The organism is Gelidibacter salicanalis, from assembly GCF_016469035.1.
Classification (GTDB): Bacteria; Bacteroidota; Bacteroidia; order Flavobacteriales; family Flavobacteriaceae; genus Gelidibacter; species Gelidibacter salicanalis_A.
The window spans coordinates 345,959-368,272 of the sequence record NZ_JAEHJZ010000004.1 but is presented as its reverse complement, the minus strand read 5'-3'; the positions used below and the strand labels follow the sequence as shown (position 1 = coordinate 368,272).

General features: G+C 38.2%; 19 protein-coding genes and 1 pseudogene. 13 read left to right on the top strand and 7 right to left on the bottom strand.

What is annotated here, in order from left to right:
* Nucleotides 1-194 precede the first annotated feature (194 nt).
* The 12 genes from hemA to JEM65_RS03535 all read left to right on the top strand — a co-directional run bounded on the left by hemA (nucleotide 195) and on the right by JEM65_RS03535 (nucleotide 12,772).
* Nucleotides 195-1,454 carry a glutamyl-tRNA reductase gene (gene hemA, locus JEM65_RS03590; RefSeq protein WP_199597237.1) on the top strand — a complete coding sequence of 420 codons (1,260 nt, stop codon included), beginning with the start codon at nucleotides 195-197 and terminating at the stop codon, nucleotides 1,452-1,454.
* Nucleotides 1,447-3,024, top strand: a complete 1,578-nt coding sequence (gene hemC / locus JEM65_RS03585; RefSeq protein WP_199597184.1) for a hydroxymethylbilane synthase — start codon at nucleotides 1,447-1,449, stop codon at nucleotides 3,022-3,024. Before hemA ends, hemC begins: the two co-directional genes overlap by 8 nt.
* A 201-nt stretch (nucleotides 3,025-3,225) precedes the next feature.
* The gene (gene hemE, locus JEM65_RS03580; protein WP_199597183.1) at nucleotides 3,226-4,257 is read left to right on the top strand and encodes a uroporphyrinogen decarboxylase; all 1,032 of its coding nucleotides are present in this window, start codon (nucleotides 3,226-3,228) and stop codon (nucleotides 4,255-4,257) included.
* Between the two features lie 64 nt (nucleotides 4,258-4,321).
* Nucleotides 4,322-5,083, top strand: a complete 762-nt coding sequence (locus tag JEM65_RS03575; protein ID WP_199597182.1) for an EI24 domain-containing protein — start codon at nucleotides 4,322-4,324, stop codon at nucleotides 5,081-5,083.
* Complete coding sequence (locus JEM65_RS03570) at nucleotides 5,073-5,606, top strand: GNAT family N-acetyltransferase (RefSeq protein ID WP_199597181.1); 534 nt, start codon at nucleotides 5,073-5,075, stop codon at nucleotides 5,604-5,606. The genes JEM65_RS03575 and JEM65_RS03570 overlap by 11 nt, the downstream gene beginning before the upstream one ends.
* Nucleotides 5,603-6,514, top strand: coding sequence for an oxygen-dependent coproporphyrinogen oxidase (hemF, locus tag JEM65_RS03565; RefSeq protein WP_199597180.1), 912 nt, complete (start codon nucleotides 5,603-5,605; stop codon nucleotides 6,512-6,514). The genes JEM65_RS03570 and hemF overlap by 4 nt, the downstream gene beginning before the upstream one ends.
* 66 nt (nucleotides 6,515-6,580) lie before the next feature.
* Entirely contained in the window at nucleotides 6,581-7,573 is a 993-nt protein-coding gene (gene hemB / locus JEM65_RS03560; RefSeq protein WP_199597179.1) for a porphobilinogen synthase, read from the top strand.
* Between the two features lie 475 nt (nucleotides 7,574-8,048).
* Nucleotides 8,049-9,167, top strand: coding sequence for a CNNM domain-containing protein (locus JEM65_RS03555; RefSeq protein ID WP_199597178.1), 1,119 nt, complete (start codon nucleotides 8,049-8,051; stop codon nucleotides 9,165-9,167).
* Nucleotides 9,168-9,178: 11 nt separating this feature from the next.
* On the top strand, nucleotides 9,179-9,640 hold the full coding sequence (locus tag JEM65_RS03550; protein WP_199597177.1) for a methylated-DNA--[protein]-cysteine S-methyltransferase: 462 nt from the start codon (nucleotides 9,179-9,181) through the stop codon (nucleotides 9,638-9,640).
* A gap of 450 nt (nucleotides 9,641-10,090) precedes the next feature.
* On the top strand, nucleotides 10,091-10,417 hold the full coding sequence (locus tag JEM65_RS03545; RefSeq protein WP_199597176.1) for a GIY-YIG nuclease family protein: 327 nt from the start codon (nucleotides 10,091-10,093) through the stop codon (nucleotides 10,415-10,417).
* Between the two features lie 480 nt (nucleotides 10,418-10,897).
* The gene (locus JEM65_RS03540; RefSeq protein ID WP_199597175.1) at nucleotides 10,898-12,058 is read left to right on the top strand and encodes a serine hydrolase domain-containing protein; all 1,161 of its coding nucleotides are present in this window, start codon (nucleotides 10,898-10,900) and stop codon (nucleotides 12,056-12,058) included.
* A 3-nt stretch (nucleotides 12,059-12,061) separates the two neighbouring features.
* A complete protein-coding gene (locus JEM65_RS03535) occupies nucleotides 12,062-12,772 on the top strand; it encodes a 3'-5' exonuclease (protein WP_199597174.1) in 711 nt (236 codons plus the stop codon).
* 577 nt (nucleotides 12,773-13,349) lie between these two features.
* Here JEM65_RS03535 and JEM65_RS03530 read toward each other — a convergent pair.
* From JEM65_RS03530 to trhO, 7 genes and pseudogenes are all read right to left on the bottom strand, one after another.
* Entirely contained in the window at nucleotides 13,350-14,003 is a 654-nt protein-coding gene (locus tag JEM65_RS03530) for a 3-oxoacid CoA-transferase subunit B (protein ID WP_199597173.1), read from the bottom strand.
* Nucleotides 14,004-14,044: 41 nt separating this feature from the next.
* A pseudogene (locus JEM65_RS03525) lies at nucleotides 14,045-14,398 on the bottom strand (four helix bundle protein).
* A 23-nt stretch (nucleotides 14,399-14,421) separates the two neighbouring features.
* Entirely contained in the window at nucleotides 14,422-15,120 is a 699-nt protein-coding gene (locus JEM65_RS03520; RefSeq protein WP_199597172.1) for a CoA transferase subunit A, read from the bottom strand.
* Nucleotides 15,121-15,292: 172 nt separating this feature from the next.
* Entirely contained in the window at nucleotides 15,293-17,605 is a 2,313-nt protein-coding gene (locus JEM65_RS03515) for a transglycosylase domain-containing protein (protein WP_199597171.1), read from the bottom strand.
* An 8-nt stretch (nucleotides 17,606-17,613) separates the two neighbouring features.
* Nucleotides 17,614-18,102: a gliding motility lipoprotein GldH gene (locus JEM65_RS03510; protein ID WP_199597170.1), complete on the bottom strand. Its 489-nt coding sequence runs from the start codon at nucleotides 18,100-18,102 to the stop codon at nucleotides 17,614-17,616.
* Nucleotides 18,092-19,378, bottom strand: a complete 1,287-nt coding sequence (locus JEM65_RS03505) for a PSP1 domain-containing protein (RefSeq protein ID WP_199597169.1) — start codon at nucleotides 19,376-19,378, stop codon at nucleotides 18,092-18,094. Before JEM65_RS03505 ends, JEM65_RS03510 begins: the two co-directional genes overlap by 11 nt.
* A 403-nt stretch (nucleotides 19,379-19,781) precedes the next feature.
* A complete protein-coding gene (trhO, locus tag JEM65_RS03500) occupies nucleotides 19,782-20,846 on the bottom strand; it encodes an oxygen-dependent tRNA uridine(34) hydroxylase TrhO (RefSeq protein WP_199597168.1) in 1,065 nt (354 codons plus the stop codon).
* A 416-nt stretch (nucleotides 20,847-21,262) separates the two neighbouring features.
* On the opposite strand from trhO, the gene recA reads away from it, so the two are divergent.
* Nucleotides 21,263-22,279 carry a recombinase RecA gene (gene recA / locus JEM65_RS03495; protein WP_199597167.1) on the top strand — a complete coding sequence of 339 codons (1,017 nt, stop codon included), beginning with the start codon at nucleotides 21,263-21,265 and terminating at the stop codon, nucleotides 22,277-22,279.
* Nucleotides 22,280-22,314 lie beyond the last annotated feature (35 nt).

The window sequence follows — 22,314 nt, the reverse complement described above, 5'->3', positions numbered from 1 at the left end:
ATTATAAGTCTTTATTTAGATCGATTCTAAACTAAAGCTTGAAAAAGTACTGTTATGACTGCAAAAGTATGATATTTATCATACTTTTATAAATTATACCTCTAAAAAACCACAAGCGACACTAATAGTTCCTTGAGCGTTGTTTTTATTCGATTCTCATTTCTATTTTTGCTATGAAAATTTCCAAATCAGTTATGGAGCATTACCACATGACAAGAGGCACATATTTTTATGCTATTGGTCTAAGCTATAAAAAAGCGGATGCCGATGTTAGAGGGCATTTTAGTTTGGATGAATCATCCAAAGAGAATCTTCTTAACCAGGCAAAGGCAGAGGGCATTGAGAGTTTAATTGTAACCTCAACCTGTAACCGTACCGAAATTTACGGCTTTGCAGAACACCCATACCAACTCATCAAACTACTTTGTGACAATACTAATGGCACTGTTGAAGAATTTCAAGAAGTAGCCTACATTTATAAAAATAAAGAGGCCATCTCCCACATGTTTCGTGTAGGTTCTGGTCTTGACAGTCAAATTTTGGGAGATTTCGAAATTATAAGTCAACTTAAAAAAAGCGCAAGAGTTTCTAAAAAATCAGGTTTACTCAATGCGTTTACCGAACGTTTGATAAATGCGGTCATTCAAGCCAGCAAACGTATTAAGACAGAAACAGAAATTTCTTCTGGCGCCACTTCTGTATCTTTTGCTTCCGTTCATTATATTTTAAATACAGTTAAAGACGTATCCACCAAAAATATTCTCCTTTTTGGAACAGGAAAAATTGGTAGAAATACCTGTGAAAATCTTGTAAAACACACCAAAAACGAACATATTACACTTATCAACCGAACTAAAACCAAAGCAGAAGAAGTTGCTGGTAAATTTAATTTGTTGGTAAAAGATTATGCCAATCTTCAAGAAGAGATCAACGTGTCTGACATTTTGATTGTTGCTACCGGAGCGCTTAACCCCACAGTGGATAAATACTGTATCCAATCCAATAAACCATTATTGATTTTAGATTTATCTATTCCTAGAAACGTAAACCAAGACGTGACAGAATTAGATAATGTAACCTTAATTCATTTGGACGATTTATCCCAAATGACTGATGACACTTTAGAGCGAAGGAAAGCGTTTATTCCGGTTGCTGAACAAATTCTTGAAGAAGTGAAATTAGATTTTAACAGTTGGTTGGCCACCAGAAAATTCGCGCCTACCATCAATGCTTTAAAACACAAGTTGCTCGATTTCAAGAATGCGGAATTAGAGACGCAGCGTAAAAAACATGCTGATTTTAATGAAGCACAAGCCGAATTGATCAGCAATAATATCATCCAAAAAATTACTAACCACTTTGCATACCATCTTAAAAACGATGATATGTCTACTGACGACAGCATTGAACTTATCAAAAAAGTGTTTCAGTTAGAATCTCCAACACATGTCTAAACTTATAAGAATTGGTACCCGCGATAGCGAACTTGCGCTATGGCAAGCCAAAACTGTACAACAACAACTCGAACATTTGGGTCATAAAACCGTCTTGGTTCCCGTAAAATCAACTGGCGATATGCTGCTTGACAAACCCATTTACGAGTTAGGCATTACAGGCGTCTTTACGAGAATTTTAGACACAGCCATGCTCAATAATAAAATTGATATAGCCGTCCATTCTCTTAAAGATGTCCCAACGCTCTTACCTGTAGGTATTGTTCAGGCCGCTGTTATAAAGCGCGGGAATGTTAGAGACACCTTGGTTTTTAAGGATAATGAAGAGTTTTTATCGCAAAGGGAGGCCATTATTGCTACGGGAAGTTTAAGACGTAAAGCCCAGTGGCTTAACCGTTACCCAACACATACTATTGTTGGCTTAAGAGGCAATGTCAATACCCGTTTACAAAAACTGGAAGACAATGACCATTGGGATGCCGCTATATTTGCTGCAGCTGGTATTGGTAGAATTGGTGTGCGCCCAGAAGAAGCTATTAACTTAGAGTGGATGGTACCAGCACCCGGTCAAGGCGCTATTATGGTTACCGCTCGTGAAGACGATGAGGAAATACTAGCCATCTGCAACGACATCAATCATGAGGAAACAGAGATTTGCACCACCATTGAGCGTCGATTTTTAAATCTATTGGAAGGTGGTTGTTCTGCCCCAATTGGTGCATTGGCATTTATCAAAAACGAAGAAGTATCCTTTCAAGGGGTCTTGTTGAGTTTAGATGGCAGCAAGAAAATTGAAGTGACTCGTAAAGAGAAACTCGGCAATCATCACAATATCGCACAATACGCTGCAGACTATGTGCTAGAACGTGGCGGAAGTAGAATCATGAATGATCTTGAAGATGCCGATAAAAATATACAAATATTCTCTACCAAGAACTTGTCTGAGGTGCAACGTCAGCGTTTTCAAAATGTTAATGTAGAGAGTACAGATTTTTTAAAAATAAGCTTGAACAGAATTCCCAAGCCACTTTTAAAATCACCTATTGAAAACGTCATCATCACCAGCCAAAATGCTGTAGAAGCGATTACTGCTATTGTTCCTAAAGAAGAATTACAGTTTAAGAACATTTACTGTGTAGGGCGTCGTACTAAAAAACTTATTGAAGCCAAAATCGGAAAAGTCAAACATTCTGAAAACTACGCAAAATTACTCGCTGAATATCTAGTGGAATATCTTGACGGGACTGAAGTGACTCATTTTTGTAGTGATATCAGATTGGATGAAATATCACAAACCCTAGAGAAAAATCACATTAAGGTAAATGAGGTAGAAGCTTATAAAACCATTCTGGATTCGGAAAAAATCGACTCAAAAGTAAAAGGCATTATGTTTTATAGCCCTTCTACGATAGCTGCGTATCTTGAAAACAATGAGCCGGATAATAAAGTAGCTTACTGTATAGGCGACACGACTGCTACGGAAGCCAAAAAGTATTTTGAAGACGTGCGCGTTGCGAAAATTCCAACGGTTGAGAGTGTGATTGATTTGGTAAACGAAACTTACGCATAACGATTAGCACCGTCCGGTTTTATTCAATAGGAATACAGATTTAATAGGTTGTATTTACAACACCATATTTTTAAAATGAACAACCTCGACNNCAATTTTTAATTCATTGCTTCGCAACTTTTAAAAATTGAGTTTCACTAATTTAACAGAATAATTATAACTTAAAACAAGGAGATTCTTGCCAGCGCAGGAATGTGGGACATGATAAAAAACGATTTATACTTAAGAGCATTAAAAGGAGAAACAGTAGATCGCCCACCAGTTTGGATGATGCGCCAAGCGGGACGTTACTTACCAGAATTCCAAGAAATAAAAGCCAAATACGACTTCTTTACACGTTGCCGCACTCCAGAATTGGCCAGTGAAATTACCGTACAACCCATAAGGCGGTACGGTATGGATGCTGCCATTTTATTCAGCGACATTTTAGTGATTCCACAAGCCATGAATATTGAGGTGGAAATGAAACCTGATTTTGGTCCGTATTTGCCAAATCCTGTGCGCACCCAAAAAGATGTGGATAATGTAATTGTACCTGATGTGCATGTAGAATTGGACTATGTGATGCAAGCCATTAAAGTCACCAAGCAAATGCTGAATGACGAGGTGCCACTTATAGGTTTTGCAGGTTCACCATGGACTATTTTGTGCTACTGTGTACAAGGTCAAGGCAGCAAAAACTTTGACAAGGCGAAACAGTTTTGTTTTACAAACCCTATGGCAGCGCATCAATTGTTGCAAAAAATTACCGATACGACCATTGCTTATCTAAAAGCAAAAGTAGCGGCGGGTTGTGATGCTGTTCAAATTTTTGATTCCTGGGGAGGCATGTTATCTCCTACGGATTACACAGAATTTTCATGGCAATACATCAACCAAATTATTGAAGCCTTAAAGGACGATGCTCCTGTGATTGCCTTTGGTAAAGGCTGTTGGTTTGCGCTACACGATATGGCAAATTCTAATGCATCTGCTTTGGGTATTGATTGGACCTGTTCTCCACAAAATGCACGGTATTTATCTGGCGGAAAAATCACCTTACAAGGTAATTTTGATCCTACCCGGTTATTTTCACCACCTGCAGAAATCAAAAAGATGGTAAATCAAATGATTAATGAGTTTGGTAAAGACAGATATATTGTAAATTTAGGTCATGGAATTTTACCTAATATCCCGTTAGATAATGCCAAGGCGTTTATTGATGCGGTAAAGGAATATAAAAGTCCAAACTAACACATAAAAACCTCATAGATTTTGAGTCCGGATATTTCTGAACTATGAGGTTTTATCTCAATCTATGGTGCGCAATATTTTTAAAGGCATAAAAGCCTATGCTGGGACGTTCAAACTGATTTCCAAACTCAAACTTTGGAAGTATTTTGGTGTGCCTATAGGCATCAGTATCACCGTTGCCACTACCATAATCATTACAGCGTATGGCCTATCTGATAATTTTGGAGTTTATATTTCAAAATTGTGGATATGGGATTGGGGAAAAGAAACATTTTTCCTCATCAGTGAAATATTAAGCGGGGTTCTCATCCTTATCTTAGGGTTTGTGCTTTACAAACATATCGTTATGGCCTTGGCAGCGCCATTTATGAGCCCTGTGTCAGAAAAAATAGAAGCCCATTTGTTAGGTGTGGAGCGACACAAACATCGGGACACATCGTTTACAGAACAGCTATGGCGCGGTACAAGGATTAACCTTCGGAATTTGTTGTTGGAATTGCTATTTACCATTCCCATCCTTCTTATTGGTTTTATTCCGGTTGTGGACATCATTTCAACCATTTTGCTGTTTTTAGTCCAAGCCTATTACGCAGGTTTTGGAAATATGGACTACACCTTGGAGCGCCATTTTAAGTATGATGAAAGCATCACATTTGTAAAAGAACATCGCGGATTGGCCATTGGAAACGGGATTGTATTTATGCTCTTCCTTTTGATTCCGGTGATAGGAATTATCCTGGTGTTACCCCTATCAGTAACTGCAGCTTCAACTGAAACCGTAAAAGCCCTAAAAGCGCAAAACAGACTAACATCTCATGATATATAGTTCAGATACAATTAGCATTTCAGTATTACAGCCCGATGATGCGTTGCAGCTGAACAAGCTCTTAGTATCCAATACCGAGCGTTTTATTCGCTTTTTACCGCTGACCTTGGCCGACAATAGAACACTGGAAAGCACACGCAATTATATCAAAAGAAAAATTGAAGCGGCTGAAATGAAGGAAGGATTTGTATTTGTCATCAAAGATAAATATCAAGTTCAAATTATAGGATTGATCATTTTAAAACAAATCCAGTGGGATATTAAACAAGGTGAATTTGCCTACTGCATTGGAAAACACCACAAAGGTAAAGGTTTGATAACCGAAGCGATTAAGGCAGTATCTACCCATGTGAGTGAAGTAATGGGTTTAAAAACACTGCAAATCATTTCCCATAAAACCAATGAATCGAGCGTGAATGTCGCTTTAAATTCTGGTTTTAAGTGGAAACAAACCTTAGTCAATGAATTTACCCCCGTTAATGAAGCCCCTATGGATATGGAACTTTTTGAATTAAAGACATGAAAGATAGATTTTACAATTACATTTTAGAATTACAGGATACCATCACTTCAAAACTTGAGGAAGTTGATGGCAAAGCAAAATTCCAGCAAGATGTTTGGGAACGTCCAGAAGGTGGCGGCGGCAGAACGCGCGTTATAGAAAATGGAGACGTTTTTGAAAAAGGAGGCGTCAATATTTCGGCGGTTCATGGCGAATTGCCGGAGAGTATGCAACAGTACTTTGGCGTAACTGACGCCAACTTTTTTGCCTGTGGCCTAAGCTTGGTCTTACACCCAAAAAACCCGATGGTCCCGACCGTCCATGCCAATTGGCGTTATTTTGAATTATATGACCAAAAAGGTAATATTGTGGATTCTTGGTTTGGTGGCGGACAGGATTTAACCCCTTATTATTTGTTTGAAGAAGATGCCGTTCATTTTCATCAGGTTTGCAAAACAGCCTGCGACAAACACCATCCGGAATATTATGATTTTTATAAAAAGAAATGCGACGCCTATTTTTGGAATGCCCACCGTGATGAAGCCCGCGGTGTTGGTGGTTTGTTTTTTGATTATTGCAAATCAACAGATACCTTTTCAATGCAAGATTGGTATGCTTTTGTCACTGAAGTAGGCAATAGCTTCCTAGAATCTTATGTTCCAATTGTTGAAAAGCGAAAACACTTAACTTATACGGATGCAAATAGAACTTGGCAGGAAATACGTCGTGGACGCTATGTAGAATTCAATTTAGTGCATGATAAAGGCACCTTGTTCGGATTAAAAACCAATGGCCGTATTGAAAGTATTTTGATGAGTTTACCCCCACATGTGCAATGGGTGTATGACCATCATCCTGAAAAAGGAAGCGACGAAGAAAAATTATTAAACGTATTGAAAAAGCCAGTGGATTGGATCAATATATCATAAACAACGTGAGTGTTTTACGTATTATATTAACTGCAGATTAAACACTGCAACTTGAAGATTTAAATTATGTACCCATTAAGAAGAAATAGACGATTGAGAGCAAACGAATCTATCCGTTCATTGGTGAGAGAAACCATCATCTCCCCAAACGATTTTTTAGTCCCACTTTTTGTTGTTGAAGGCAAAAACGTAAAGGAAGAAATTGCCTCCATGCCAAACTACTACCGTTATAGTTTAGACTTGCTTGAAAAAGAAGTGAAAGAACTGTGGAACATGGGTTTAAAGTCGGTATTATTATTTGTAAAAGTACCTGACAATCTTAAAGACAATTCGGGTAAAGAAGTTTTAAATACCAACGGTTTAATGCAACGTGCGATAAAAACGGTTAAAAATGTCTGTCCTAGTATGCTGGTGATGACTGACGTGGCTTTTGATCCGTATTCAAAGTATGGACATGATGGCATAGTAGAGAATGGTCTAATTTTAAATGATGAGAGTGCTGATATGTTGGCCCAAATGAGTGTTTCACATGCCAACGCTGGCGCTGATTTTGTGGCACCGAGTGATATGATGGACGGTCGCATTTTAGCCATTAGAGAGGCTTTAGAAGATGAAGGCTTTACGGATACAGGTATTATGAGCTATTCCGCCAAGTATGCTTCTGCGTTTTATGGTCCTTTCCGTGATGCACTAGATTCTGCTCCGGTAAATATGAAGAATATCCCTAAAGACAAGAAAACCTACCAAATGGATTATGCCAATAGATTTGAGGCCATTAGAGAAACCGAAATGGATATTGATGAAGGCGCTGACATTGTGATGGTAAAACCAGGATTGTGCTATTTAGATATTGTACGCGAAATAAAAAATGCGGTAGATGTACCTGTAGCCGTCTATCAGGTTTCTGGCGAATATGCGATGGTAAAAGCTGCGGCTGAAAAAGGTTGGTTAGACCATGATGCCGTGGTTATGGAACAAATTACCGCTATAAAACGTGCTGGAGCTGATGTGATTGCATCTTACTTTGCAAAGGATGTTATTAGAATTTTAAATTCATAGTTTCAATTTCATAAATTTCAATTTGAGCGCTTTAGAGCAGTTTCATTAATAAATGGGACTTCCTTAAGGCGCTCAGTAGTTTTGGATAATCAAACATAAAGGGCAAAACAGGGCAGTTTTCGGCATCGGAGGTGTTTCGAGCAATTCCCTCAAACTCCATCCTGAAAATTAGACGTGACGACCAAAGTCATCATTCATTTAAAAATTTCAGAAATAGAGTACTATTTGCACATCTACAATCAAATCGTCAATCAATAAAAAATGCACGTTGCGATCGGATCACTGAATAAGACCGTCTCTCTATTCTCGGATATTCTTAAATAATAAAGCCCTGTTCCCCTTTATAGATCGTATTTCTGAATACGGCGTGGTTGGTACCAGCACCATTCTACAGAGTTAAGTTGTATTGTTTTCAGCAAAACACAAACGCAGAATCTAATAATATCCTTAAATTAGCATATAAACTTCAAGATACATGACCTTATTAATCCTTTATGCCTTTATTTCCATTTTCTTTTCATTTCTATGTTCCATATTGGAAGCGGTGTTATTGAGTGTGACACCAACTTTTATCAACATTAAGAAGAAAGAAAAAAAGAGTTACGCTGAATCTTTAGAAGCCTTAAAAAAAGATGTCGATAAGCCGCTGATTGCCATTTTAACACTCAACACTATTGCACACACCGTGGGCGCGATCTTAGTAGGTGTACAGGCCGAAAAAGTTTTTGGAAATGGCGATAATTCCATTTTGATTGTATCCGCAGTCATGACCCTTTTAATTTTGGTGTTGTCTGAAATCATCCCAAAAACCATCGGTGCAACTTATTGGAAAAAACTGGGAGGATTTACCACTGCTGCCCTTAACATTTTAATTTTTCCATTAAAATATACGGGTATCCTTTGGGTGTTACAATTGACAACCAAGCTGATTGGCGGCAAAAATGCACATGTCAGTACGGTGAGTAGAGATAGTTTTTTGGCCATGACTGATATTGCCCATGACGAAGGTGTATTCCATGAATCCGAAAGTAAGGTGATTAAAAATCTGCTGAACTTTAAAAAGATTTTAGCTAAAGATATCATGACCCCACGTACCATAATGGTTTCCGAAGATGAAATGACATCGGTCAAAACATTTTTTGACAACAATCAAGAGCTTCGCGTATCAAGAATTCCAGTCTATTCCGAAAATCCAGATAATATTACCGGTCTTGTTTTAAAAGATGACATTTATAGAGAAATGGCACTTGATAATGACTCAAAAACATTGGCGGATATTCGACGGGAAATTATCATTGTTGAACGCAATTTGCCCATTCCAATCTTATTTGAAAAATTAGTAGAGAGTAAAAATCATATGGCCTTGGTGGTTGATGAATATGGGACGGTAACAGGTTTGGTCACTATGGAAGATGTGATTGAAACGTTGCTCGGGCTCGAAATCATGGACGAAAGCGATAATGTTGCTGACCTTCAGGAGCAGGCTAGAAAAAGTTGGGAATCTCGCGCCAAACGTTTAGGAATGCTCAACGAGGAAGTTGAACATAAGGACGTCATCAAACATCATGACGACAACTCTACACCAAAAAACTAGTGGAACACTGCATGATATCGACGCCCTTGGGGTTTACCAAAATTGTAGGTGATGAATATGGTATTTCTTCTATTTCTATTTTAAACTCAGAAGAAAAGCTTACGGATATTATTCCAGTAGCACTTGAAGATTGCGTCCATCAACTTTCAGAATATTTTGAAGGCACCCGTACAATATTTGACCTCAATCTCACCCCTGAAGGCACTGATTTTCAGAAAAGAGTCTGGGATGCCTTACAGACCATTCCGTATGGAAAAACACGCTCCTATTTACAATTATCGCAACAATTAGGAGATGTAAAAGCCATACGTGCGGTAGCCAATGCCAATGGCAAGAATCCGCTTTGGATTGTAGTCCCGTGCCATCGTGTTATTGGCAGCGATGGTAGTTTGACTGGGTATGCCGGCGGACTATCGCGCAAGCAATGGCTTTTAGAACACGAAAGCCCTTATAAACAACAGCGCTTATTTTAGATTTTCATTCCAGAAAGAAGAAATCTTCTAAATCATGACGTCCACTCCTTACCTAAAATAATTCAGAGTTTGTCATTCCGACGTAGGAGGAATCCCATAAAGAAACATCCAAACACCATATCTAAAATTTTTTAGTTTGTCATTCCGACGAAGGAGAAATCCCATAAAGAAACACTTAAACTCCTCTCCTAAAATGTGTGCGATTGTCATTCCGACGAAGAAGGAATCCCATAAAGAAACACCCAAACACCTCATCTAACAAGAGAGCCCCTATAAGCAGCAACCTCTATTTCGAATTTGTCATTCCGACAAAGGAGGAATCCCATAGTTTGCACCCAAAAACCTCACTTCTTATGACATGTAAAATTCTCCAATCCCTATAGTAATGAGTCGACTAATTCGCTATCTTAGATTATTCCCAAACAGGGATATCAGCTAAAACCTAGAGAAATGATTGAATTCACTCAAGGAAGTCACTCTTACTATGTGTATATTATTACCAACCCTTACAGAAGTACCTTCTATATAGGAGTGACCAATAAATTACATATCAGACTCCAACAACACCAGGAAAATATCCGACTTAAAAAGAACACATTTGCCGCAAAATATAATCTGCAATATTTAGTGTATTATGAACAATTTAGTTGGATACAACTTGCCATTGCCAGAGAGAAAGAATTAAAAGGTTGGAGGAGGGAAAAGAAACTCAATTTAATCCGTGAGCACAATGAAAGTTTTGAATTCTTGAATCATTTGTTTCCTATATCAAATTAATAAATGTTTTAAATTTAACGTTTTTCAGAGTCTCTGATTATGTGATTCCTCCTCCGTCGGAATGACAAAACAAAAAGGTCATGGTGTTACAATCAACAAATGCCATATATTTATTTCCCTCAACACCAATGTTTGAATTCCTCCTCCGTGGGAATCATTAATTAGGAAGTTCTCGGCTTACGGTATTCAAGTGCCTGATGTGATCCCTCCTACGTCGGAATGACAAAACAAAAAGGTCATGGTGTTACAATCAACAAATGCCATATATTTATTTCCCTCAACACCAACGTTTGAATTCCTCCTACGTCGCAATCACAAATTGTGAAGTTCTCGGTTTACGATTAACAAATGCCTGATGTGATTCCTCCTCCGTCGGAATGACAAAACAAATCTGTCGGAATGACAAAATAACTTCGTCGGAATGACAAATAGAGATTGCTACACAAATTTCCCTATATTTATTCTTCCTAACACCAATTTATGAAAATGCTAAAAACTTCCCTGAAATGGATCCTCGCTTTACTTGTCCTGACAGTTGCTGTATTGTACATTACAGATACGGACTATTTACTAAAAGCCGTAAGAACCATTTATTTGAAAGGCCATTCTACCGCCTATCTTGATGATTACAAACAATTTGATAACCAAATTGTAGAAAATGGCACCGCACAGCCTTGGCCAAATCACGTCAATTACAATTCTGCCACAGAAACGGAAGCGCTTCAAAACATAAATAAGGAACTAGGCACAATAGCCTATGTGATCATTAAAAATGATAGTATTTGGTTTGAAAATTACTACGACGGCTATGATGAAAACTCCAAATCCAACTCATTTTCAATGGCTAAAAGTTATGTTTCGGGATTGATGCAAAAAGCCATAGAGCAAGGTCATATTAAAAGTTTGGACCAACCGGTTGCCGATTTTTTCCCAGAATTTAGTGAAGGTAAAGCCGCTAAAATGACCGTGGGCGACCTATCCTCAATGAACTCAGGAACCAATTGGGACGAAGCCTATTATTCGCCATTATCCATAACCACACGCGCCTATTTTGATGATGATTTAGAAAAAGTCATCCTCGGATTAAAAGTAGTTGACGAACCTGGGCAAACCTATAAATATGCCAGTGGCGACACCCAACTCTTAGCGATGGTTATTGAAAAAGCTACCGGCAAAGAACTGTATGAGTATCTGTCGGAATCGTTCTGGAAACCCTTAGAATCAGAAAACGCCACGCTATGGCAAGTGGATAGCAAAGCCCATGATCTCGTCAAAGCTTATTGCTGTATTGCCAGTAATGCCAAGGATTTTGCGCGTTATGGCAAGTTATTTAAAGATCACGGCAAATGGAACGGCAAACAAATATTGGATTCTGCATTTGTAACAAAGTCGGTAACCCCGCGCTTTCCTAAAAGCCCCGAATATGGTTACGGATGGTGGTTGATACAGGATCATAAGGGCAAAGATTTCTTTATGATGCGCGGTCATTTGGGTCAATATGTTATTGTGCAACCTGATGACAATGTTATTATTGTACGTTTGGGACACCAATCCTTAAAAGTGGACGAGTCCGTAGATGCTTTTACGGAAGACATTTATACGTATATTGATGAAGGTTATGAAATGATGGCTCAATACTAAATTATGATCAACAAACTCAACCTTGAAGACCTCCTGTTTCTGGATATTGAAACGGTACCAGAAACACAACATTTTTCTGATTTGGACCACACCAAGCAGGAGCTTTGGGAGTTGAAGTCAAAATATCAACGGGCTGATATTTCGGCGGAAGCCTTTTACGAACGTGCAGGGATCTGGGCGGAGTTCGGAAAAATTGTGTGTATTTCTGTTGGCTATTTTAAACTTGAAGGTACCGCTAGAACGTTTCGTGTAACTTCATTTTCTGGAGGTGAACCTACAATCCTTAAAGATTTCAAAAACCTGATCCTATCCCATTTCAATCAACCTAAGCACTTATTGTGTGCGCATAATGGGAAAGAATTTGATTTCCCTTATATCGCCAGAAGAATGATCATTCACAGTATTGAACTGCCAAACAAATTAAATCTCTTCGGTAAAAAGCCGTGGGAAGTACCACATTTAGACACCTTGGAACTTTGGAAATTCGGGGATTATAAAAACTATACCTCTTTGAAATTGCTGACAAATGTATTGGGAATACCGTCACCAAAGGATGATATTGATGGTAGTGAGGTGGGACGGGTTTATTATGAAGAAAATGATATTAAGCGTATTATTATTTACTGCGAAAAAGACACCATTGCAGTTGCACAAATCTTCTTAAGATTGCGGGGTGATTCAATTTTAGATGCTACCGAGATCACGCACATTTAAAATGGATTGTCACTGATTAATTACCGGTGAAATTTTTACATCTTTTGAAATCTCTATGTTGGAGGATTAGGCAAACGTTAACACAGACGATGTGGAAATAGCACCGAAAAAAAATGTGCTTCATAATAAAACACCATGCCATCATGCTCTTCCAGAACCTGGATTAAAACATGAATAATTTTTTTGTAAGGAGCAAAATGCCTTTCAACAAGCTCACTGTTTCTTGAAAGGTCTCAAATACTTTGCTTCGAGATAAGGTAGGTTTAGATAGATTTGGGACCATATTCATAAGTCAAAAATTATGGTAGATTTGGGGCTAAACATAAATTAAGTTATGATAGATTTGGGTTTGTAAATATATAAGGTATTTATAATAAATCAGTTTAAATACCTTATAATTCGATGAAATGCATTTAATTTTAACATTTAACCTCTGTATTAGAGATTTATCTTATACTGTTCTTAACTTCTTCCGAAAAAAAACTTTAGCTTCTGAGCACTATAAAGCCACGACTACACGATTGCTTTGTGTCAACATTCGAGTAGTAGTGGCTCTGTATTAAAAATATTAGACTTCTTATAAAACCATCTCTGGAATATCGCCTTCAATAATTAAGGTGCCTTCTGTTGCTTTTTTAATGTCTTCCACTGAAATTCCTGGGGCACGTTCCAGCAATTTAAAGCCGTCTGGGGTTACTTCTAAAACGGCCAAATTGGTGACGATTTTCTTTACGCAACCTACACCCGTGAGTGGCAAACTGCATTTTTTCAATAATTTCGATTCGCCTGCTTTGTTGGTATGCATCATGGCAACAATAATATTTTCTGCACTAGCTACCAAATCCATGGCGCCTCCCATGCCTTTTACCATTTTACCGGGAATTTTCCAATTGGCAATATCGCCTTCTTCTGAGACCTCCATAGCGCCCAAAATGGTAAGATGCACATGTTGTCCTCTAATCATAGAGAAACTCATTGACGAGTCGAAAAAACTCGCTCCCGGCAAGGTCGTTATGGTTTGTTTGCCTGCATTGATTAAATCGGCATCTTCTTCGCCTTCAAAGGGGAATGGGCCCATGCCCAAAACACCGTTTTCACTTTGAAATTCAACTTCAATATCGTCTCGTACATAATTGGCTACAAGTGTTGGAATACCGATGCCAAGATTAACATAATAGCCATCCTTGACTTCTTTTGCAATACGTTTTGCGATTCCTATTTTATCTAACATATTAAATGATTTGAAAATTTGATGATTTGAAAATTTGATAATTAACCTTTCTTACTAGATGAAATAATTTTAGATACAATTAAACTAATTGATCTTAATTCTGCATGAAGCTCATTACTCGGATTAGGATAAAAATATGATGCCTCACACAACTTCAGTCAATAATTGAGCTCATCCGCTTCCTTTGCTGAGATTTTAAATTTGTGAATAAAATCCGCTCTACTTTCGGCGTTTTGAGCCTCCATGATATTCGCACCAATGGATGTGCCACTTCTGAAAATTTGCGAAGCCATTTCATACTTATGAAGTGCTCTTAATTCTTCGGAAAACGAAATAATTTTCAATGAAAATTCAAAAGTCAATCTTACTATGATATTTTCTTTATCATCTCTCATTTTCAAATTTTCAAATTGAAAAATTATTTACTGATTACCGTGCGTTGCTCAATCCGTTTTTCATAATACTTCCCTTCAAAGATACGTTGTACAAATATCCCCGGAATATGAATTTGATTCGGATCTAAACTTCCAACCGGTACGAGTTCTTCAACCTCAGCAACCGTAATTTTTGCAGCGCCACACATGGCAGGATTGAAGTTTCTGGCAGTTCCTTTAAATATTAAATTCCCGGCAGCATCCCCTTTCCAAGCTTTCACAAAAGAAAAATCCGCTTTAAAAGCCTCCTCTAAAACATACATTTTACCATTAAATTCGCGGACTTCCTTACCCTCGGCCACTTCAGTACCGTATCCGGCAGGTGTAAAAAAGGCAGGAAACCCTGATTGCGCAGCTCTACAACGTTCCACAAGTGTACCTTGAGGCACGAGCTCCACATCCAATTCGCCACTGAGCATCTGGCGTTCAAATTCATCGTTCTCTCCAACATAAGATGAAATCATCTTTTTAATCTGGCGCTTGTGCAATAACAATCCCAAACCAAAATCATCTACCCCAGCATTGTTGGAAATACAGGTCAGCCCTTTCACGTTCATCTTTACTAAATAATTGATCGCGTTTTCAGGAATACCACAAAGTCCGAAACCACCTAACATAAGGGTCATCTCGTCCTTTACCCCTTCCATGGCTTCGGTAACGTTGGCTACTTTTTTATTAATCATGAGTATTATTTTTAGGAGTTTGAAAATTACGAAATAAAATAGCCATTCAAAAATGAATTGCCTGTGTAGAGGGTGTGACTTTTCTTAATTTCCGATGACATCCATAAAAAAATCCCATTTAAAACGACGTTTCATTTTAAATGGGATTTTAACTATTCACTAAACTTATGATTTAGAAATCTAAGCTATCGTCAAACCCGTCGGTATCCGATGAGGAGTTCATGCTATGTTTGCTACAATCTACATTGATAGACAAATTTGCAGGACGTTCAAACTCTCCTGTAGACACCTCAAGATCTTTATCTGCATAACACTTTTTCATAAAAAGTCCCCAAATTGGCAACGCCATAGACGCACCTTGACCGTAAGCGATACTCTTAAAGTGCGTCGCACGCTCCTCGCCTCCTACCCAAACACCGGTAACCAAATTGGGTACCATACCCATAAACCAACCATCACTTTGGTTTTGTGTGGTTCCTGTTTTACCCGCAATAGGGTTTGTAAACGCATACGGATATCCGGTGATAATTTCCTTATACAGTGTTGATGGTGGTCCTGTTCGTCTTAATCGTGTACCAGAGCCTCCTTCCGTAACGCCTTGTAACAGATTAGTGGTCACATAAGCCACTTCTTCACTCAGCACATCTTTCGATTCTGGTGTAAATTGATACAGGATTGTTCCGTTTTTATCTTCAATACGCATGACCATTACAGGCTTGTTGTACACGCCTTTATTCGCAAAGGTTGCATAGGCGGCCACCATTTCATAAACACTTAAATCTGGCGTACCTAAGGCAATAGCAGGAACTGCGGGAATATCAGATTCAATCCCTAAATTCTTGGCCATGTCAATAACAGGCTGAGGGCCTACTTGATCCATTAATCGCGCGGTAATTGTATTTATCGAATTTGCCAAGGCACTTTTTAAGGTTCTAAATCCACCATAAGCACGATCAGAATTATCAGGACTCCATGGTAACGGATTTCCAAACTTCCCCGCTTCAATAGTTATTTTTGTATTTGGAAAGGTGTCACAGGGTGACAAATGAAGCTGGTCAATAGCGGTAGCATATACGAAAGGCTTAAACGTAGAACCTACCTGACGTTTTCCTTGCTTAACGTGATCATATTGAAAATGTCTGTAATTGATCCCGCCAACCCAAGCTTTCACATGGCCAGTTTGTGGATCCATAGACATCATGCCTGCGTGTAGAAACGATTTGTAATACCGCATAGAATCTGCAGGTTTCATGATTGTATCGATTTCGCCCTTCCATGAAAAAACCGTCATCGGAGTAGGTTTATCAAAAGAGGCGATGATTTCTTTATCACTGTTACCATTGTTTTTCATTTTACGCCAGCGCTCAGATTGACGCATACTCCTATTGAGCAAGGTGGTTATTTCCTCTTGCTTTAAATCTAAAAACGGTGCGGTTTTATTACGTTCAGGAGTATTTTGATTGAAAAATTCCTTTTGCAATCGTGCCATATGCTCAGAAGTAGCGTCTTCAGCATATTGCTGCATACGGGAGTCGATAGTGGTATAGATTTTCAAACCGTCATCATATAAATTGTAAAGCCCGGTACCATCTGTTTTTGGATTGTTTTTAATCCAATCTTTCATAAAATCAGTAAGATATGCCCTAAAATAAGTTGCCAAACCTTCACGATGGGATTCTGGCGAATACCGCAACCCTAAATCTAATTTACTAAGCGAATCTTTTACGGTTTCAGGAATATAGCCGTACTTCTCCATTTGGTACAGCACCACATTTCTACGGTTTTTTGTCCCTTCCGGATTACGCGTTGGTCTCGGATTGTAGAGCGAGGAGTTTTTAAACATCCCTACCAACATGGCCGATTCTTTAACATCTAAATTTTTAGGTTCTTTTCCAAAATAAATTCGGGCTGCACTTCTAATACCATCGGCATTATTTCCAAAATCATAGATATTGAAATACATGGCAATAATTTCCTCTTTGGTATATTGACGTTCCAGACGAATTGCAATAATCCATTCTTTCGCTTTTTGGGTAATTCTACCAAGGATATCCTTAGACCCTTCCCCATGAAACAATTGTTTTGCCAATTGTTGTGAAATGGTACTCGCACCCCCGCCACTACCTAATGTGAAAATCGCTCTTAAAGTTCCTCTGGCATCAATACCGGAATGGTCTCTAAAACGAACGTCTTCAGTAGCAATCAAAGCTTCAACCAAATGATTGGGAAGCTCAGTAAAATCTACAGGCGTACGGTTGTCATTATCATAGATTTTTGCGAGCAATTCGCCATCAGAAGAAATGATCTCAGTGGCCAAATTGGTGGTTGGATTTTCCAATCGTGTGTGATCTGGCATCTCACCAAAAACACCCCAAGATGCTAATAAAAATAATAGGACAACTACCAATAAACCTCCTAGAATGGTTAACCAAAACCATTTAATATACGCGGAAAAGTTTTGAGTTTCTGCTTTCTTTTTTGCCATAATTTATACTAATTAGTTGCAGGTTCTATTCTGAAGCCTACATCTGTAATACCTTCTAAGTTATCAACGCCCTCAACCTCACCATTATTACGCATGACATGCTGAATTGTTATGGTGTAAGGTCCAATTTCATCAAACTTCACCGCTTCTTTATACCACAATTTATTCTCTTTAACATCTGTAAACCCTTCTCCTAATAAGGTGCCGTCCGGTTTTGCCATTTGATATTCTAAAGTATCCTTGACAGTTTTACCATGAGGAAAATCAATTTCAGCAATCAAAAATAAATTGCTGAATTTGTAATCATTAGTGTTCCGGATATTGATAAACAAATTATAGAGCTTTGTAGAATCAGGCGGTGTGACGGTAAAGGAAATAAGGGAATCCTTGTGCCATTGATTTGGCACCGACTTATACTCGTCAAAAATTTGATTGGAATCACAACTGAACCCCAAAAGCACAATTGTTAAAACTATCCAAGAAAATTTATTTGGCATCGTTAGGATTGGATTTTTTTGGATTTGGTTTTCTTCGTTTCTTTTGCCCTGTTTTTTGAGCAGGTTTTTGTTGGTTTTTCTCTTGAGACTTCTCCTGAGGTTTATTTTGATCAGCAGCTGGTTTAGGCTGTCCTGGTCGCTTGGCCCTACCCTTGTTAGGTTTGCGTTTTGTTTTGCGTTTTGGACTATCAAAACGGGTCAAACTATCTTGGCCTACTACGTTTTCATAATCTGCTTTAACTTCTTCAATAAGCTCTGAAGCATATTCTTCAAGACTTGCCACCTTTTGTTTTTTCTTGTTTAAGGCAATAATTTCGTTGGCTTGATCTGTAGTCAATTTGTGCCAATTCATCCACTCCCCTTCATAAGCGTACCACATAAACCCTCTAAAAATATCGGTTTTTTGACATACTGCAGTACCTTTTTCAGTGTAAAGTTTGACTTCTGTTTTTGGAAAACTCTTTAAGGCATCCAAATAGGAATCCAATTCATAATTCAAACAACATTTCAACTTACCACATTGACCCGCCAATTTTAACGGATTTAAGGATAATTGTTGGTAACGTGCTGCCGAGGTACTGACTGATCTAAAATCTGTCAACCACGTAGAACAACACAATTCGCGGCCGCAAGATCCAATTCCGCCAAGTCGGGCAGCTTCCTGACGGAAACCAACTTGTTTCATCTCAATACGGGTACGGAATTCTTTAGCAAATAACTTTATCAATTCCCTAAAATCCACACGCTCTTCCGCGGTATAATAAAACGTTGCTTTACTGGCATCTCCTTGATATTCAATGTCAGAAATTTTCATTTGCAATTTCAGATCAATCGCAAATTGGCGCGCTTTCACCTTCATTGGCTCTTCTTTATCGCGCGCTTCAGACCATATGTCAATATCACGTTGTGAGGCTTTACGATAGATTTTTAAAACGTTTTCAGCATCGTCAATTTTAACGTGTTTGCGTTTCATTTGAATCCTTACCAATTCGCCGGTAAGGGTCACCATACCAATATCATGGCCAGATTGTGCTTGTGTAGCCACAACGTCTCCAATACTTAAAGTTAGATTTTCTGTGTTTTTATAATATTCTTTACGTCCATTTTTAAAACGTACTTCAACGCCAATAAAAGGTTCTTCTCCTTCTGGAAGAGACATATTTGCCAACCAATCAAAAACAGTCAGCTTATTGCAGCTATCTGTGCCGCAAGTTCCATTGTTTTTGCATCCTTTTGGTTGTCCATCCTTTCCGGTTGAGCAACTGTTACAACTCATGTTATGTTATATATATGATTCGTCTGGTAACGAATGAGGATTAATAAATTATGGCCTTGCACTCCAATATTTTCCAACAAAATGGAACTGGCAATGCCATATAATTTTAAAACGTAAAGATAAGATTATTTATTTCAGTTATATAATTCAAGATCGTGTAACTGAACATAATCGATTAAGAAACTATAAGTTACTGTTTTAAAGCGAATTACAATTTATATCTAAGAACCAAGAACGTTTTTACAACATGAAAAAAAATTATTTTAAACATACTTTAATAGGCAAATAAAGACTTGCTTTTTTTCAGATTGAATTCTGTTATAACTAAAAAAATAAGACTCTGAAACCACATAAAGAGGGCTTTTAAAATTAAAAAAGCTTCGGATATGTAGAAGCCTTTTGATTATTTTTGAAGCACATCAAATATGTTCCGCAAATCTTTTTTGTGTGGCAGATGGTCCGCACGACCCTTTTTAAAGATATCGTTGCTATTGCCCTGACCTTTTCTGAGTTCTTTTTGCTCATCATAAGGCAGGCTGTTGACTTCCATACAGGTTGTGGAACAACAGTTTTCCATTTTTTCTTTACAGCTTTCACATTGGATAAACAGCAAATGACAGGCTTCATTGGCGCAATTGGTATGTAAATCGGCCGGATTTCCACATTGGTGGCAATGCGCAATCACATCGGCAGAGATACGTTCTGAACGTCGCTGATCGAACACAAAATTCTTACCAATAAATTTATTTTCTAAGCCTTTTTCATTGATTTGTCGCACATAATTGATGATGCCACCGTCCAATTGAAAAACATTTTTAAATCCTTTATGTTTATAGTAGGCACTTGCTTTTTCGCAACGGATACCTCCTGTACAGTACATCACCAAGTTTTTATCCTCTTTATGGTCTTTTAAATCTTCTTCAATAATGTCTAAGGATTCTCTAAAGGTATCCACGTCTGGCGTCACGGCGTTTTTAAAATGGCCAATTTCACTTTCGTAGTGGTTTCTCATATCTACCAATACGGTGTTTTCATTTTCAATAAGCGCATTAAACTTCTCTGCATCTACATGAACACCAATATTGGTCACATCAAACGTATCGTCGTTCAATCCGTCCGCTACAATCTTATCACGCACTTTTACTTTGAGTTTTAAAAACGCAAAATTATCATGTTCAATCGCAATATTAAGACGCACGTTTTCTAAGAAAGAAATACTGTCCAAATGGGCTTTAAAAAGTTCAAACTGATCTGCTGGCAAGGTCAGTTGGGCGTTGATCCCCTCATGGGCCACATAGATTCTACCAAGCACATCAAGCTCATTCCAAGCTAAAAACATATGGTTTCTAAAAAGTTCTGGATTGCCAATTTTGGCATAGGCATAGAAAGAGATGGTCAAACGGTCTTTTCCCGCTTGCGCAATAAGTTCTGCTCTTTCTTTAGCACTTAAGTTATTGTACAGTTGCATGCCATACTAATTTTTTAAGGTTAAAGTGGGGCAAAGATAGGGAAAAAAGCTGGCAGTCTTCTGTTCTCTGTTCTCTGTTCTCTGTTCTCTGTTCTCTGTTCTCTGTTCTCTGTTCTCTGTTCTCTGTTCTCTGTTCTCTGTTCTCTGTTCTCTGTTCTCTGTATTCAGTATTCAGTTGGCAGTCTTCAGTCTTTAGTCTTCAGTCTTCGGTCTTCCTTCTTCGGTCTTCTGTCTTCCGTCTTATGTCTTATGTCACGGTCTCTATTTATAATTCAGATAAAAATGGTCATTTCACAGCATGATTTCCTCATCTTAACACAAAGATGTAAAAACAACAAAAAGGTTACGCGATAAAATTATTAAGAGGAAAAATTGTCGTAATTTAGCTTCGATAAAATTTAGAAAAAGAACAACAAATGAGTAGTGAAAAAGAAGCAAAACTAAAAGCCCTAAAACTAACCTTAGACAAGTTAGACAAAGCCTACGGCAAAGGGACTGTAATGAAAATGAGTGATAAGTCTGTGGTAGATGTTGAAGCCATTTCTTCAGGATCTCTAGGATTGGATATCGCATTAGGTGTGGGCGGTTATCCACGTGGTAGGGTTATTGAAATATACGGACCGGAATCTTCTGGTAAAACAACCTTAACTTTGCACGCTATAGCTGAAGCACAAAAAACGGGTGGTATTGCCGCATTTATTGATGCTGAGCATGCCTTTGATAGAACCTATGCAGAAAAATTAGGCGTAGATTTAGAAAATTTGATAATTTCCCAACCTGATAATGGTGAGCAAGCCTTAGAAATTACCGATAATTTAATCCGCTCTGGGGCTATTGATATTGTAGTCATCGATTCCGTTGCGGCATTGACTCCAAAAAGTGAGATTGAAGGCGAAATGGGCGACTCCAAGATGGGCTTGCATGCCCGATTGATGTCTCAAGCTCTAAGAAAACTTACCGGTTCTATCAGTAAAACCAATTGTACCGTAATTTTTATTAATCAATTACGTGAAAAAATTGGGGTGATGTTTGGAAATCCTGAAACTACAACCGGTGGTAATGCCTTAAAGTTCTATGCTTCTGTAAGGTTGGATATCAGACGGTCAACACAAATTAAAGAAACTGATGGTAGCGTCTCCGGTAATAAAACCCGTGTTAAAGTGGTAAAAAACAAAGTTGCACCGCCTTTTAAAATGGCAGAGTTTGACATCATGTATGGCGAAGGAATTTCTAAAGTTGGTGAAATTTTAGATATCGCTGTAGAGCATGAAATCGTCAAGAAAAGTGGTTCATGGTTTAGTTATGAAGATACTAAATTAGGTCAGGGTAGAGATGCCGTTAAAGCGCTTATAAAAGACAATCCAGAATTGATGGATGAATTGGAGGCGAAGGTTAGAAAAATAGCCAAAGCAGCGACGTCTGGTGATGAGTAAATCATAACTTTCTCTTAGCTGTCATATTAAATTAT

Coding starts and splice junctions, on each gene's coding strand:
- JEM65_RS03545 (WP_199597176.1), top strand. CDS start 10,091: ATGATTGAATTCACTCAAGGAAGTCACTCTTACTATGTGTATATTATT.
- JEM65_RS03555 (WP_199597178.1), top strand. CDS start 8,049: ATGACCTTATTAATCCTTTATGCCTTTATTTCCATTTTCTTTTCATTT.
- JEM65_RS03515 (WP_199597171.1), bottom strand. CDS start 17,605: ATGGCAAAAAAGAAAGCAGAAACTCAAAACTTTTCCGCGTATATTAAA.
- JEM65_RS03530 (WP_199597173.1), bottom strand. CDS start 14,003: ATGTTAGATAAAATAGGAATCGCAAAACGTATTGCAAAAGAAGTCAAG.
- hemB (WP_199597179.1), top strand. CDS start 6,581: ATGTACCCATTAAGAAGAAATAGACGATTGAGAGCAAACGAATCTATC.
- JEM65_RS03550 (WP_199597177.1), top strand. CDS start 9,179: ATGATATCGACGCCCTTGGGGTTTACCAAAATTGTAGGTGATGAATAT.
- JEM65_RS03510 (WP_199597170.1), bottom strand. CDS start 18,102: ATGCCAAATAAATTTTCTTGGATAGTTTTAACAATTGTGCTTTTGGGG.
- hemE (WP_199597183.1), top strand. CDS start 3,226: ATGATAAAAAACGATTTATACTTAAGAGCATTAAAAGGAGAAACAGTA.
- recA (WP_199597167.1), top strand. CDS start 21,263: ATGAGTAGTGAAAAAGAAGCAAAACTAAAAGCCCTAAAACTAACCTTA.
- JEM65_RS03505 (WP_199597169.1), bottom strand. CDS start 19,378: ATGAGTTGTAACAGTTGCTCAACCGGAAAGGATGGACAACCAAAAGGA.
- JEM65_RS03575 (WP_199597182.1), top strand. CDS start 4,322: ATGGTGCGCAATATTTTTAAAGGCATAAAAGCCTATGCTGGGACGTTC.
- hemC (WP_199597184.1), top strand. CDS start 1,447: ATGTCTAAACTTATAAGAATTGGTACCCGCGATAGCGAACTTGCGCTA.
- hemF (WP_199597180.1), top strand. CDS start 5,603: ATGAAAGATAGATTTTACAATTACATTTTAGAATTACAGGATACCATC.
- JEM65_RS03535 (WP_199597174.1), top strand. CDS start 12,062: ATGATCAACAAACTCAACCTTGAAGACCTCCTGTTTCTGGATATTGAA.
- trhO (WP_199597168.1), bottom strand. CDS start 20,846: ATGCAACTGTACAATAACTTAAGTGCTAAAGAAAGAGCAGAACTTATT.
- JEM65_RS03520 (WP_199597172.1), bottom strand. CDS start 15,120: ATGATTAATAAAAAAGTAGCCAACGTTACCGAAGCCATGGAAGGGGTA.
- JEM65_RS03540 (WP_199597175.1), top strand. CDS start 10,898: ATGAAAATGCTAAAAACTTCCCTGAAATGGATCCTCGCTTTACTTGTC.
- JEM65_RS03570 (WP_199597181.1), top strand. CDS start 5,073: ATGATATATAGTTCAGATACAATTAGCATTTCAGTATTACAGCCCGAT.
- hemA (WP_199597237.1), top strand. CDS start 195: ATGGAGCATTACCACATGACAAGAGGCACATATTTTTATGCTATTGGT.